The sequence below is a fragment of the Enterobacter soli ATCC BAA-2102 genome (genome assembly GCF_001654845.1).
GTDB classification, from domain to species: Bacteria; Pseudomonadota; Gammaproteobacteria; order Enterobacterales; family Enterobacteriaceae; genus Enterobacter; species Enterobacter soli.
The window spans coordinates 94,256-107,979 of the sequence record NZ_LXES01000024.1; the positions used below are offsets into that span (position 1 = coordinate 94,256).

The following is a 13,724-nucleotide window of genomic DNA, read 5'->3' on the forward strand; positions in this document are numbered from 1 at the left end:
GTTAAAGAGATCACTTGACCTGTCTGCTAAGCCTGATGGCGCCTGAGTTTTTATTTTTATACACAGGCTGTGAATAGTTCAGGCGTCACGTGTAAGTCCTTTTTCGATCACTCTCACCAGACGCTGTTTTTTCGGTAATTGCACTTCAACTACGCAGGCATTTCGCTTCTCGATTTGCTGCGCAATCGCCCACTCTATGTGTTCGTCGAGAAGTGGGTGCTCACCTCTACGACTTTCCAGTGCCTGAACATTGGCTTCATCCCAGGGGGCGTTGCCCAGGGCAACAGCCACATTTCGTAGCCAGCGCAAGTGCCCGATACGACGGATAGCTGAACCTTCAGTGACTTTCAGGAACCAGGCCTCGGTCCAGGCGAACAGCTCGATAAGCTGCGGGGCGTGCAGTGCCTTGCGCGGACTAAAGTCCTCTTCATCGGTAAGCTGTGAATAGCGGTTCCACGGACAAATTAGCTGGCAGTCGTCGCAACCGTATATCCGGTTGCCAATGAGCGGGCGGAACTCTTCCGGGATAGCGCCTTCCAGCTCGATAGTGAGATAAGAGATGCAGCGGCGAGCATCAACGGTGTAGGGCTCAACAATCGCGCCTGTCGGGCAGATGGTCATACAGGCCACGCACCGCCCGCAACCTTCCTCCACCGGGCCGTCTACCGGCAGCGGCAAATCAATGAGCAACTCACCCAGAAAGAAGAATGATCCGGCATCGCGGCTCAGGATAAGTGAGTGCTTACCTGTCCAGCCAAGCCCGGCTTTTTCAGCGATTGGGCGCTCAAGAATAGGCGCAGAATCGACAAAGGGTCTAAAATTCAGCGAAACACAGTGCTGCTGAATAGTTTCCCCAAGTTTTTTTAAGCGGTTACGCAGAAGTTTATGGTAATCACGCCCCAGGGCGTAACGGCTGACGTAACCCAAAGAGGGATTTTTTAGCGTGCGGGCAAACGCCGCGTTGGCCGGCAGATAGTTCATACGCACGCTAATGACACGTAATGTGCCCGGCAAAAGCTCGTGTGGACGCGCACGCATCATGCCATGACGCGCCATCCACTCCATTTCGCCGTGGTATTGTTTGTCCAGCCAGGCCTGAAGTTTAGGCTCGCTGGCGGAAAGGTCTGTGTCTGTAATACCGACCTTCTGAAAGCCAAGCTCAGCGCCCCACTGTTTAATTTTTTGCGCTAACTGATTGAGATCGAGGGGCTGTGACATGACGGACCATACAGTGAAGAAAAACCCCGCAAGTATACCACATTCCATCTGGGATGCGGATGACCTCCGCCGCGCTGAAAAAGAGGCGGCAGACAGTCTAGGCCTTACCCTTTATGAACTGATGCAACGCGCAGGCGAGGCGGCATTTACCGTTTTCCACGCCCTTTATCCCCAGTCGACACATTGGCTTATTTTATGCGGACACGGCAATAACGGCGGGGATGGCTATGTGGTCGCCCGGCTGGCCGTGGCGGCGGGTATTCGAGTGACATTACTGGCGCTGGAGAACAATAAACCGCTGCCGGAAGAAGCCGGCGCGGCACGTGAAGCCTGGCTGAACGCGGGTGGTGTTATTCATGCGTCTGATATCGTCTGGCCCGATGACATCGATGTGATTATTGATGGTCTGCTGGGCACCGGGTTGCGCAGCGCGCCGCGCGAGGGTGTTGCGGCGTTGATAAAACAAGCCAATGCCCACTCTGCGCCGGTGGTGGCGCTGGACATTCCATCCGGGCTTATCGCGCAAACCGGGGCCACACCCGGCGCGGTTATCCATGCCAGCCACACGGTGACGTTTATCGCCCTCAAACCTGGTCTGCTGACCGGTAAAGCACGTGACGTGGTGGGTGTGCTGCACCATAACGCGCTGGGGCTGGAAAACTGGCTTGCCGGGCAGGAAACACATATCGCCCGCTTTGATGTCTCACAGCTTGCGCAGTGGTTGCCACCGCGACGCCCGACATCCCATAAGGGCGATCATGGCAGGCTGGTGATTATTGGCGGGGATTACGGAACCGCTGGTGCCATTCGCATGGCGGGAGAGGCCGCAGTGCGCAGTGGTGCAGGATTAGTGCGAGTACTTACTCGCATCGAAAATATCGCCCCCATTATAACCGCGCGCCCGGAACTGATGGTGTATGAGTTAACCCCTCAGACGCTGGAAGAGAGCCTGGAATGGGCGGATGTCGTGGTCATTGGCCCCGGGCTTGGACAGCAGGCCTGGGGTAAGCAGGCGCTACAAAAAACCGAGAATTTTCGTAAAGCGATGCTGTGGGATGCCGATGCGCTGAACCTTCTGGCAATCAATCCTGATAAGCGTCACAATCGCATCCTGACGCCGCACCCCGGCGAAGCCGCGCGATTACTCAATTGCAGCGTTGCAGAAATTGAAAACGATCGCTTACTTTCTGCACAGCGTCTGGTAAAACGTTATGGGGGTGTTGCCGTTTTAAAAGGGGCGGGAACCGTCGTGGCCTGTGACGATGCGCTGGGCATTATCGATGCCGGTAACGCGGGAATGGCGAGCGGCGGTATGGGCGATGTGCTCTCTGGCATCATAGGTGCATTGCTCGGACAGAAACTTCCCCTATATGATGCAGCCTGTGCGAGCTGCGTGGCGCACGGTGCGGCCGCAGACAAGCTTGCGGCACAATATGGTACGCGCGGAATGCTGGCCACCGATCTTTTTTGCACGCTAAGGCGTGTTGTTAACCCGGATGTGATTGACGTAGAAAATGACTAATCGAGCGATTCCTTTACCTGACGAACAGGCAACTTTAGATCTCGGCAAGCGTGTGGCGCAGGCCTGTCAGGGTGCAACCGTCATTTATCTGTATGGTGATTTAGGCGCGGGTAAAACAACCTTCAGCCGTGGCTTCTTACAGGCGTTAGGCCATAACGGCAATGTAAAAAGCCCAACGTATACGCTGGTCGAGCCTTATACGCTTGAAAACCTGATGGTGTATCACTTCGACTTATACCGTCTTGCGGACCCTGAGGAGCTGGAGTTTATGGGGATCCGCGATTACTTTGCCAACGATGCCATCTGCCTGGTGGAGTGGCCGCAACAAGGTGCGGGTGTGTTACCTGACCCGGATGTCGAAATTCACTTAGATTACCAGGCACAAGGGCGTGAGGCACGCATCAGTGCTGTTTCCTCATCAGGTAATTCCTTACTGGCTCGTTTAGCCGGTTGAGCTTAGGGATAACGGGATGATTAATCGCGTTAAAGGTTGGTTATTGGCTGCAACGGTGTTGCTGTGCGCGCACGCCGGCGCGGCCAGTCTCTCGGATATTCAGGTATCGAACGGTGAAAACCAGGCGCGGATTACGTTCAGCTTTATGGGCGATCCTGAGTATGCGTTTTCCCAAATCGATAGCCACAGCGTGGCGCTGGATATCAAGCAAACGGGTGTGGTCCAGGGGTTGCCGCTGCAATTTAGCGGGAATAACCTGGTAAAACGTATTCGCTCTGGCACGGCAAAAGACGATCAGTCGTTACGGCTGGTGGTCGATTTGACCGAAAAGGGCAAAACGCAGGCGGTGAAGCAGCAGAATGGCGCGAACTATACGGTGGTCTTTACCATCAATGCTGACGCGCCACCGCCGCCGCCACCACCACCAGTGGTGGTAAAACGTGTGGAAGAGCCGGTATATACGCCGCGTCCATCCACGCCGGCGCGGAATCCGTTTAAATCAGAGAATGACCGTATCACTAGCGTGACCAGCAGCAATACGGCAACACGCCCTGCGGCCAGCACGCGTGCGGTGAGTGGCGATAAAGTGATTATCGCTATCGACGCCGGGCATGGCGGGCAAGACCCGGGCGCTATCGGGCCGGGCGGCACGCAGGAAAAAAATGTCACTATCGCGATTGCCCGTAAGTTACGTGCATTGCTCAACGATGACCCGATGTTCAAAGGCGTGCTGACCCGTGACGGCGATTATTTTATCTCCGTGATGGGGCGTTCGGATGTGGCGCGTAAACAGAATGCGAACTTTCTGGTGTCGATTCATGCGGATGCTGCGCCAAACCGTGATGCCACCGGGGCGTCTGTCTGGGTGCTTTCCAACCGTCGCGCTAACAGCGAAATGGCCGGCTGGCTGGAACAGCATGAGAAGCAGTCCGAACTGTTAGGCGGCGCGGGTGATGTGCTGGCAAATAGTCAGTCTGATCCGTACCTCAGCCAGGCGGTTCTGGATTTACAATTCGGCCATTCGCAACGCGTCGGGTATGATGTGGCGACTAACGTATTGAGCCAGTTGCAAAGCGTGGGTGTGTTGCATAAACGTCGCCCGGAACATGCAAGCCTGGGCGTGTTACGTTCGCCAGATATTCCATCCATCCTCGTCGAGACGGGCTTCATCAGCAATAACGGTGAAGAGCGCTTGCTGGGGAGCGATAGCTATCAGCAGCAGATTGCTGATGCGATTTATAATGGTCTGCGCAAATACTTTAATGCGCATCCGTTGCAGTCCGCGCCACGGGGCGGTGCAGGGCAGACGGCCAGTGCGGCGCTGCCGGGTGAGATGACCGCGACAAACTAAGGAGCATTCATGCCGATTCAGGTTCTACCGCCGCAGCTTGCGAACCAAATCGCCGCCGGTGAGGTGGTGGAACGACCTGCATCGGTGGTGAAAGAGCTGGTGGAAAACAGTCTTGATGCGGGGGCAACCCGCATCGATATTGATATCGAACGCGGTGGCGCAAAGCTTATCCGCATTCGTGACAACGGCTGTGGCATCAAAAAAGACGAGCTGGCGCTGGCGCTGGCGCGTCATGCCACCAGTAAAATTGCCTCGCTTGACGATCTGGAAGCCATCATTAGCCTCGGCTTTCGCGGCGAGGCGCTGGCCAGTATCAGCTCCGTTTCCCGTCTGACGCTGACCTCCCGCACGGCTGAACAGCAAGAAGCCTGGCAAGCCTACGCCGAAGGGCGCGACATGGACGTGACGGTCAAGCCCGCGGCCCATCCTGTTGGCACCACGTTGGAAGTGTTAGATCTGTTCTACAACACCCCTGCCCGGCGCAAATTCATGCGCACCGAAAAAACCGAGTTTGGCCATATCGATGAAATTATCCGTCGTATTGCACTGGCTCGCTTTGATGTCACCATTAATCTCAGCCATAACGGCAAGGTGATGCGCCAGTATCGTGCCGTAGCGGAAGGTGGGCAGAAAGAGCGCCGCCTGGGCGCTATTTGCGGGATGCCGTTTCTGGAGCAAGCACTGGCGATCGAGTGGCAGCATGGCGATCTGGCCCTGCATGGTTGGGTGGCCGATCCTAAGGCATCCAGTGCGGCATTCACGGAGATCCAGTATTGCTATGTGAACGGCCGTATGATGCGCGACCGCCTGATTAACCACGCTATTCGCCAGGCGTGTGAAGACAAACTCGGGGCCGACCAGCAGCCCGCGTTTGTGCTGTATCTGGAGATTGACCCGCATCAGGTCGACGTGAACGTGCATCCTGCCAAGCATGAAGTGCGTTTTCACCAGTCGCGTCTGGTGCATGATTTTATCTATCAGGGCGTGCTGAGCGTATTGCAGCAGCAGGCCGAACCCGCGCTGCCGCTGCAAAACGAAGAACCTGTGCCGCGCCCGCTGCCGGAAAACCGTGTCGCCGCGGGGCGTAACCATTTTGCTGAACCTGCGGTTGCGCGTGAACCAGCGGCGCCGCGTTTCTCGTCGGTGGGGAACACTCCGCGCCCGACAGGGGCTAACTATCCAAACGCTCAGCCCGGCTACCAAAAACAGCAGGGGGCGTTGTACCGTAAATTGCTCGACACCCCAGCCGTGGAACGTAAAGAGCATATTGAGGTTCCGACACCTTCACTGGAAGGGCATAGCCAGAGCTTTGGCCGGGTATTGACGATTGTCGCTCCGGATATGGCGCTGCTTGAACGTGAGGGCAAGCTGGCGCTACTCGCTTTGCCGGTTGCTGAGCGTTGGCTCAAGCAAGCGCAGCTGACGCCGGGGGCAAATGCGGCGTGTGCACAACCGCTGTTAATTCCGGTGCGCTTAAAAATATCCCCACAAGAACTGTCAGTATTACAGCGTGCTACAGAGCAACTCGCGGAAATGGGCATTGAATTTGTGTTAGAAGCACAGCATGTGACAATTCGTGCAGTGCCTTTACCCTTACGCCAACAAAATTTACAAAACTTGATTCCTGAACTGATAGGCTACCTGGCGCAGCAAACAACGTTTGTTGCCGCCAATATCGCGCAGTGGATAGCCCGCCATCTGGCGAGTGAACACAATCCGTGGAGTATGGCGCAGGCGATTACCGTGCTGGCAGAGGTCGAGCGCCTTTGTCCGCAACTGGTGAAAACGCCGCCGGGTGGATTATTGCAACCTGTTGATTTACAAACGGCGATGACCGCCCTGAAACATGATTGATGTAAGCAAGGCGAGCCTGCCTAAGGCACTATTTTTGATGGGGCCAACGGCCTCCGGCAAAACGGCATTAGCCATTGAGTTACGTAAAGTTTTGCCCGTAGAGTTGATTAGCGTCGATTCTGCCCTCATCTATCGAGGGATGGATATCGGCACGGCAAAGCCGAACGCAGAAGAACTGCGCGCGGCACCGCACCGGTTACTGGATATTCTCGACCCGTCGCAAGCGTATTCCGCCGCTGATTTTCGCCGCGATGCGCTTGAGCAGATGGCCGAGATAACCGCTGCGGGACGAATTCCGCTGCTGGTTGGCGGGACAATGCTCTACTTTAAGGCGCTGCTGGAAGGGTTATCACCTTTGCCATCAGCGGATCCCGAGGTAAGAGCGAAGATTGAGCAGCAGGCGGCAGAGCAAGGATGGGACGTTTTGCACAAGCAACTGGAGGAGATTGACCCAGTTGCCGCAGCACGGATTCATCCAAATGATCCGCAAAGGCTTTCCCGGGCACTGGAAGTTTTTTTCATTTCGGGTAAAACTTTAACGGAACTGACGCAAACGTCAGGAGAAGCTCTGCCGTATCAGGTGCATCAGTTCGCCATCGCCCCGGCGAGCCGTGAACTGCTCCATCAGCGAATTGAGCAGCGTTTTCATCAGATGTTAGCTTCAGATTTTGAAGCAGAAGTGCGGGCGCTTTTTGCCCGTGGAGATTTGCATACGGATATGCCTTCCATTCGTTGTGTGGGATACCGCCAGATGTGGTCGTATCTTGAAGGTGAGATTTCATACGATGAAATGGTTTATCGAGGTGTTTGCGCCACGAGACAGTTAGCGAAGCGCCAGATCACCTGGTTACGCGGTTGGGAGGGTGTTCACTGGTTAGACAGTGAAAAACCGCAACAAGCGCTAAACGAAGTGATTGAGGTTGTTGGTGATATCGCTCACTGAATGTGTACAATTAAGCCGTATCGTGCGCAATTTTTCAGAATCGCAAGGTTCTAAGTACAAAACAAGCATATAAGGAAAAGATAGAATGGCTAAGGGGCAATCTTTACAAGATCCGTTCCTGAACGCATTGCGTCGGGAACGTGTTCCAGTTTCTATTTATTTGGTGAATGGTATTAAGCTGCAAGGTCAGATTGAGTCTTTCGATCAGTTCGTGATCCTGTTGAAAAACACGGTCAGTCAGATGGTCTACAAGCACGCTATCTCTACTGTTGTTCCGTCCCGTCCGGTCTCCCATCACAGCAATAACGCTGGCGGCGGCACAGGCAGTAACTACCATCATGGCAGCAACGCGCAGGGTTCTTCAACGCCGGCGCAGGACAGCGAAGAGAACGAATAAGTTCTCCGGCTGTTATCCACACGGGGAGCCAGCGATCCTGCGTTCCCCGCTGATCTTTTTAGAGGGTTATACGCTTGTTTGACCGTTATGATGCCGGTGAGCAGGCGGTGCTGGTACACATCTATTTTTCGCAAGACAAAGATATGGAAGACCTCCAGGAGTTTGAATCTCTGGTCTCTTCCGCCGGTGTCGAAGCAATGCAGGTGATTACCGGTAGCCGTAAAGCGCCGCACCCGAAGTATTTTGTTGGTGAAGGTAAAGCAGTCGAAATTGCGGATGCCGTAAAAGCAACCGGCGCGTCAGTCGTGTTGTTTGATCATGCGCTGTCTCCAGCCCAGGAGCGCAACCTGGAAGCCCTTTGCGAATGCCGTGTTATCGATCGCACGGGATTGATTTTAGATATTTTTGCTCAGCGTGCGCGTACCCACGAAGGTAAGTTGCAGGTTGAGCTGGCGCAGCTGCGTCATCTGGCGACGCGCCTGGTGCGTGGCTGGACCCACCTTGAAAGACAAAAAGGCGGGATTGGTTTGCGCGGTCCGGGTGAAACCCAGCTCGAAACCGACCGCCGTCTGTTGCGTGGCCGTATTACCCAGATCCTCTCGCGGCTGGAAAGAGTAGAGAAACAGCGTGAGCAGGGGCGTCGGGCGCGAACAAAAGCCGACATCCCGACGGTGTCGCTGGTGGGGTATACCAACGCCGGTAAATCCACCCTGTTTAACCAGATTACTGAGGCCCAGGTTTATGCCGCAGACCAACTGTTTGCGACCCTGGACCCTACGCTGCGTCGTATTGATGTTGCAGACGTAGGTGAAACTGTTCTGGCGGATACGGTTGGGTTTATCCGCCATCTGCCGCATGACCTGGTGGCGGCGTTTAAGGCCACATTGCAGGAAACACGACAAGCAACCCTGTTGCTGCACGTTATTGACGCAGCAGACGTTCGTGTGCAGGAAAATATTGATGCAGTAAACGTGGTGCTGGAAGAAATTGACGCCCACGAAATCCCAACGCTGTTGGTGATGAACAAGATCGATATGCTGGAAGATTTTGAGCCGCGTATTGATCGAGATGAAGAGAACAAACCGATTCGGGTCTGGCTTTCCGCTCAGACCGGTATTGGTGTGCCACTGCTTTTCCAGGCTTTGACAGAACGTCTTTCCGGTGAGGTAGCCCAGCACACGCTGCGATTGCCGCCACAGGAAGGCAGGCTGCGCAGCCGGTTTTATCAGCTTCAGGCGATAGAAAAAGAGTGGATGGAGGATGACGGCAGCGTGGGGATGCAGGTGCGTATGCCGATCGTTGACTGGCGTCGCCTCTGTAAACAAGAACCTGCGCTGGTGGACTATATCGTCTGACCAGAAAGGGGATGCCTGAATAATTCGCCCTTGCATAACAAATATGGAGCATATACATGGCGTGGAATCAGCCCGGTAATAACGGACAAGACCGCGACCCGTGGGGAAGCAGCAATAATCAAGGCGGCAACTCTGGGGGAAATGGCAACAAAGGTGGTCGCGAGCAGGGGCCGCCGGATCTGGATGATATCTTCCGCAAACTAAGCAAGAAGCTTGGTGGTCTTGGCGGAGGTAAAGGTTCTGGCTCGGGTGGAAATGCTCCACAGGGGCCGCGCCCGCAAATGGGTGGCCGCATAGTGGGCATTGCTGCCGCTGCTGTGGTGATCATCTGGGCTGCCAGCGGATTCTACACCATTAAAGAAGCAGAACGCGGCGTAGTCACTCGTTTCGGTAAGTTCAGCCATCTGGTTGAACCAGGCCTGAACTGGAAGCCAACGTTCATTGACGACGTGACCGCGGTAAACGTGGAGTCCGTGCGTGAACTGGCCGCATCTGGCGTGATGCTGACGTCTGACGAAAACGTGGTGCGCGTTGAGATGAACGTGCAGTACCGCGTGACCGATCCTGAACGTTATCTGTTTAGCGTGACCAGTGCGGATGACAGCCTGCGTCAGGCAACCGACAGCGCGCTGCGTGGTGTTATCGGTAAATACACCATGGATCGCATCCTGACCGAAGGTCGTACCGTTATTCGTAGCGATACTCAGCGTGAGCTTGAAGAGACCATTCGCCCATACAACATGGGTATCACCCTGCTGGACGTTAACTTCCAGGCTGCTCGTCCGCCGGAAGAAGTGAAAGCGGCGTTTGATGATGCGATTGCTGCCCGTGAAAACGAACAGCAGTACATCCGTGAAGCGGAAGCCTACACCAACGAAGTTCAGCCGCGTGCTAACGGTCAGGCGCAGCGTATTCTTGAAGAAGCGCGTGCATACAAGACTCAGACCATCCTGGAAGCTCAGGGTGAAGTGGCTCGTTTCGCGAAGATCCTGCCTGAATATAAAGCGGCTCCGGAAATTACCCGTGAACGTCTGTATATCGAGACCATGGAAAAAGTGCTGAGCCATACGCGTAAAGTGCTGGTTAACGACAGCAAAGGTGGAAACCTGATGGTGCTGCCGTTGGATCAGATGCTGAAAGGCGGTTCTGCGCCTGCGGCGAAGTCGTCAGACAACAGCGGTGCTAACAACCTGCTGCGTCTGCCGCCAGCGTCATCAGGTAGCTCCAGTGCGACTACAACGCCTTCTTCGAACGATGGTGACATCATGGACCAACGCCGTGCTAACGCGCAGCGTAACGACTACCAGCGTCAGGGGGAATAAGGATGCGTAAGTCAGTTATTGCGATCATCATCATCGTATTGGTCGTGCTTTATACCTCTATTTTCGTTGTGAAAGAGGGTGAACGTGGGATTAAGTTCCAGTTCAGCAGCGTCGTCCGTGATGGTGACAAGCGTCCGGTGATTTATGAGCCGGGTCTGCACTTCAAGGTGCCTTTCATTCAGTCTGTGAAAACGCTCGATGCGCGTATCCAGACCATGGATAACCAGGCCGATCGTTTCGTGACCAAAGAGAAGAAAGACCTGATCGTTGATTCCTATATCAAATGGCGCATCAGTGATTTCAGCCGTTACTTCCTGGCGACAGGCGGTGGCGATGTTTCTCAGGCAGAAGTACTGTTGAAACGTAAGTTCTCTGACCGTCTGCGTTCTGAGATTGGTCGTCTGGATGTGAAAGACATCGTGACCGACTCCCGCGGTCGTCTGACGCTGGAAGTGCGTGATGCGCTGAACTCCGGTACAGCGGGCACGGAAGACGAAGTCTCTACTCCGGCCGCGGATGACGCGATTGCCAAAGCAGCAGAACGTGTTCAGGCTGAAACCAACGGCAAAGTGCCGGTGATTAACCCGAACAGTATGGCTGCACTGGGTATCGAAGTGGTTGACGTGCGTATCAAGCAAATCAACCTGCCTGCTGAAGTGTCTGAGGCGATTTACAACCGTATGCGCGCTGAGCGTGAAGCGGTAGCCCGTCGTCACCGTTCGCAGGGTCAGGAAGAGGCTGAGAAGCTGCGCGCTGCCGCGGACTACGAAGTGACCAAGACGCTTGCTGAGTCTGAACGTCAGGGTCGTATCCTGCGCGGTGAAGGTGATGCCGAAGCGGCGAAACTGTTCGCTGATGCCTTCAGCCAGGATCCAGACTTCTATGCCTTCATCCGTAGCCTGCGTGCTTACGAGAATAGCTTCCAGAGCAACCAGGATGTGATGGTGCTCAGCCCGGACAGCGATTTCTTCCGTTATATGAAGACGCCAGCTAACGCAACGCGATAAACTCAGGCTCGTTTGAGTTTTCAAACCACCGCTCTCAACGGAGCGGTGGTTTTCTTTTATAAGGAACCAAAATGAATTCAACGATCTGGCTGGCGCTGGCTCTTGTTTTAGTCCTGGAAGGGTTGGGCCCAATGCTTTATCCGCGTGCCTGGCGTCGTATGATCGCCACAATGAGCCAGCTTCCGGATAATATTTTGCGCCGATTTGGCGGTGGTCTTGTGGTTGCCGGCATCGTTATCTACTACATGTTGAGGAAAACGATTGGCTGATCAAAAAGTGGTCGGATTTGGCATGTTTTGGGGCCAAAAAGTGCTGTATATCTGAAAAAGCGATGGTAGAATCCATTTTTAAGCAAACGGTGATTTTGAAAAAATGGGTAACAACGTCGTCGTACTGGGCACCCAATGGGGTGACGAAGGTAAAGGGAAGATTGTTGATCTTCTGACTGAACGGGCTAAATATGTTGTACGCTACCAGGGCGGTCACAACGCAGGCCATACTCTCGTAATCAACGGTGAAAAAACCGTCCTCCATCTTATTCCATCAGGTATTCTTCGCGAAAACGTCACCAGCATCATCGGTAACGGCGTTGTGCTGTCTCCAGCTGCGCTGATGAAAGAGATGAAAGGTCTGGAAGACCGTGGTATCCCTGTTCGTGAGCGTCTGCTGCTCTCTGAAGCGTGCCCGCTGATCCTGGATTATCATGTGGCGCTGGACGTAGCGCGTGAAAAAGCGCGTGGCGCGAAAGCTATCGGCACCACTGGCCGTGGTATTGGGCCAGCTTACGAAGACAAAGTTGCACGTCGCGGTCTGCGCGTAGGCGACCTCTTCGACAAAGCAACCTTCGCTGACAAACTGAAAGAAGTGATGGAATATCACAACTTCCAGCTGGTGAACTTCTACAAAGCTGACGCTGTTGACTACCAGAAAGTGCTGGATGACGTCATGGCGATTGCTGACATCCTGACCGGTATGGTTGTTGATGTGTCCGATCTGCTGGACCAGGCGCGCAAGCGTGGCGATTTCGTCATGTTCGAAGGTGCGCAGGGTACGCTGCTGGATATCGACCACGGTACCTATCCGTACGTAACCTCCTCTAACACCACCGCAGGTGGCGTGGCGACCGGCTCTGGCCTGGGTCCGCGTTATGTGGATTACGTTCTGGGCATCATCAAAGCATACTCCACTCGCGTGGGTGCGGGTCCGTTCCCGACTGAGCTGTTTGATGATATCGGCGAGTTCCTGTGCAAGCAGGGTAACGAGTTTGGCGCGACCACCGGTCGTCGTCGTCGTACCGGCTGGCTGGATGCGGTTGCAGTGCGTCGCGCAGTGCAGATCAACTCCCTGTCTGGCTTCTGCCTGACTAAGCTGGACGTGCTGGACGGCCTGAAAGAAGTAAAAATCTGTGTGGGCTACCGGATGCCAGATGGCCGCGAAGTGACGACCACTCCGCTGGCAGCTGACGACTGGGAAGGCATCGAGCCAATCTACGAAACCATGCCGGGCTGGTCTGAAACCACCTTCGGTGTGAAAGAGCGTAGTGGCCTGCCACAGGCAGCACTGGATTACATCAAGCGTATTGAAGAACTGACCGAAGTGCCGATTGATATTATTTCTACCGGCCCGGATCGTACTGAAACGATGATCCTGCGCGACCCGTTCGACGCATAATCTTCGTGACTGCTGGCCTGCGGGGAAACCTGTAGGCCAGATAAAGCGTAGCGCCATCCGGTTAACGCTCTGAGATCCCCGCTTTTTCGCCCCGTCTGTCAAATAAATTAGCCGCCAACTATCTGGCTGGTTTATCATCATTAATGAATATCTCTGCGGTTTTACCGCGTTTTCCCTTTTTCCTGAGGTTGATGTGCAGTTAACAAGTTTCACCGATTACGGCTTACGCGCGCTGATTTACATGGCGTCGTTACCCGATGGGAAAATGACCAGCATCTCTGAAGTAACAGAGGTCTACGGTGTGTCCCGTAATCATATGGTCAAAATAATCAATCAACTTAGTCGTGCCGGATATGTTGCTGCCGTCCGCGGGAAGAATGGCGGGATCCGCCTTGGGAAACCGGCGCAGAGTATCCGGGTTGGGGATGTGGTACGTGAACTGGAGCCATTGTCTCTGGTGAATTGCAGCAGCGAGTTCTGCCACATTACGCCCGCTTGTCGTCTGAAACAGGCGCTTTCTAAGGCCGTGCAAAGTTTTCTCAAGGAACTGGATAACTACACGCTGGCCGATTTGGTTGAAGAGAATCAACCGCTTTATAAATTATTGCTGGTGGAATGAAGAAAATTTCC

13 protein-coding genes are annotated in these 13,724 nt (G+C 54.5%); 12 read left to right on the forward strand and 1 reads right to left on the reverse strand.

Annotated elements, in window-relative coordinates:
• Positions 1-78: 78 nt before the first annotated feature.
• Positions 79-1,218 carry a tRNA epoxyqueuosine(34) reductase QueG gene (gene queG, locus M987_RS07860; RefSeq protein WP_014068609.1) on the reverse strand — a complete coding sequence of 380 codons (1,140 nt, stop codon included), beginning with the start codon at positions 1,216-1,218 and terminating at the stop codon, positions 79-81.
• Between queG and nnr the strand changes: the two genes are divergently transcribed.
• From nnr to nsrR, 12 genes are all read left to right on the forward strand, one after another.
• Entirely contained in the window at positions 1,217-2,740 is a 1,524-nt protein-coding gene (nnr, locus tag M987_RS07865) for a bifunctional ADP-dependent NAD(P)H-hydrate dehydratase/NAD(P)H-hydrate epimerase (protein WP_041161987.1), read from the forward strand. The two genes, queG and nnr, sit on opposite strands and share 2 nt — an antisense overlap.
• Positions 2,733-3,194, forward strand: a complete 462-nt coding sequence (tsaE, locus tag M987_RS07870; protein WP_014068611.1) for a tRNA (adenosine(37)-N6)-threonylcarbamoyltransferase complex ATPase subunit type 1 TsaE — start codon at positions 2,733-2,735, stop codon at positions 3,192-3,194. The genes nnr and tsaE overlap by 8 nt, the downstream gene beginning before the upstream one ends.
• Before the next feature lie 16 nt (positions 3,195-3,210).
• A complete protein-coding gene (gene amiB, locus M987_RS07875; protein WP_014068612.1) occupies positions 3,211-4,545 on the forward strand; it encodes an N-acetylmuramoyl-L-alanine amidase AmiB in 1,335 nt (444 codons plus the stop codon).
• Between the two features lie 9 nt (positions 4,546-4,554).
• On the forward strand, positions 4,555-6,399 hold the full coding sequence (gene mutL / locus M987_RS07880) for a DNA mismatch repair endonuclease MutL (RefSeq protein WP_014068613.1): 1,845 nt from the start codon (positions 4,555-4,557) through the stop codon (positions 6,397-6,399).
• Positions 6,392-7,342, forward strand: a complete 951-nt coding sequence (gene miaA, locus M987_RS07885; protein ID WP_014068614.1) for a tRNA (adenosine(37)-N6)-dimethylallyltransferase MiaA — start codon at positions 6,392-6,394, stop codon at positions 7,340-7,342. The genes mutL and miaA overlap by 8 nt, the downstream gene beginning before the upstream one ends.
• An 85-nt stretch (positions 7,343-7,427) precedes the next feature.
• Entirely contained in the window at positions 7,428-7,739 is a 312-nt protein-coding gene (gene hfq, locus M987_RS07890; RefSeq protein ID WP_014068615.1) for an RNA chaperone Hfq, read from the forward strand.
• Between the two features lie 74 nt (positions 7,740-7,813).
• Positions 7,814-9,094: a ribosome rescue GTPase HflX gene (hflX, locus tag M987_RS07895; protein WP_014068616.1), complete on the forward strand. Its 1,281-nt coding sequence runs from the start codon at positions 7,814-7,816 to the stop codon at positions 9,092-9,094.
• Between the two features lie 56 nt (positions 9,095-9,150).
• Positions 9,151-10,416, forward strand: coding sequence for an FtsH protease activity modulator HflK (gene hflK, locus M987_RS07900; protein WP_014068617.1), 1,266 nt, complete (start codon positions 9,151-9,153; stop codon positions 10,414-10,416).
• A 2-nt stretch (positions 10,417-10,418) separates the two neighbouring features.
• Positions 10,419-11,423 carry a protease modulator HflC gene (gene hflC / locus M987_RS07905; RefSeq protein WP_014068618.1) on the forward strand — a complete coding sequence of 335 codons (1,005 nt, stop codon included), beginning with the start codon at positions 10,419-10,421 and terminating at the stop codon, positions 11,421-11,423.
• A 71-nt stretch (positions 11,424-11,494) separates the two neighbouring features.
• Complete coding sequence (locus M987_RS07910) at positions 11,495-11,692, forward strand: DUF2065 domain-containing protein (RefSeq protein ID WP_003855996.1); 198 nt, start codon at positions 11,495-11,497, stop codon at positions 11,690-11,692.
• 103 nt (positions 11,693-11,795) lie between these two features.
• Positions 11,796-13,094 (forward strand): adenylosuccinate synthase, encoded by a 1,299-nt coding sequence (locus M987_RS07915; RefSeq protein ID WP_014068619.1) that lies wholly within the window; start codon positions 11,796-11,798, stop codon positions 13,092-13,094.
• A gap of 193 nt (positions 13,095-13,287) precedes the next feature.
• The gene (gene nsrR / locus M987_RS07920) at positions 13,288-13,713 is read left to right on the forward strand and encodes a nitric oxide-sensing transcriptional repressor NsrR (protein WP_014068620.1); all 426 of its coding nucleotides are present in this window, start codon (positions 13,288-13,290) and stop codon (positions 13,711-13,713) included.
• The last annotated feature ends 11 nt before the right edge of the window (positions 13,714-13,724 follow it).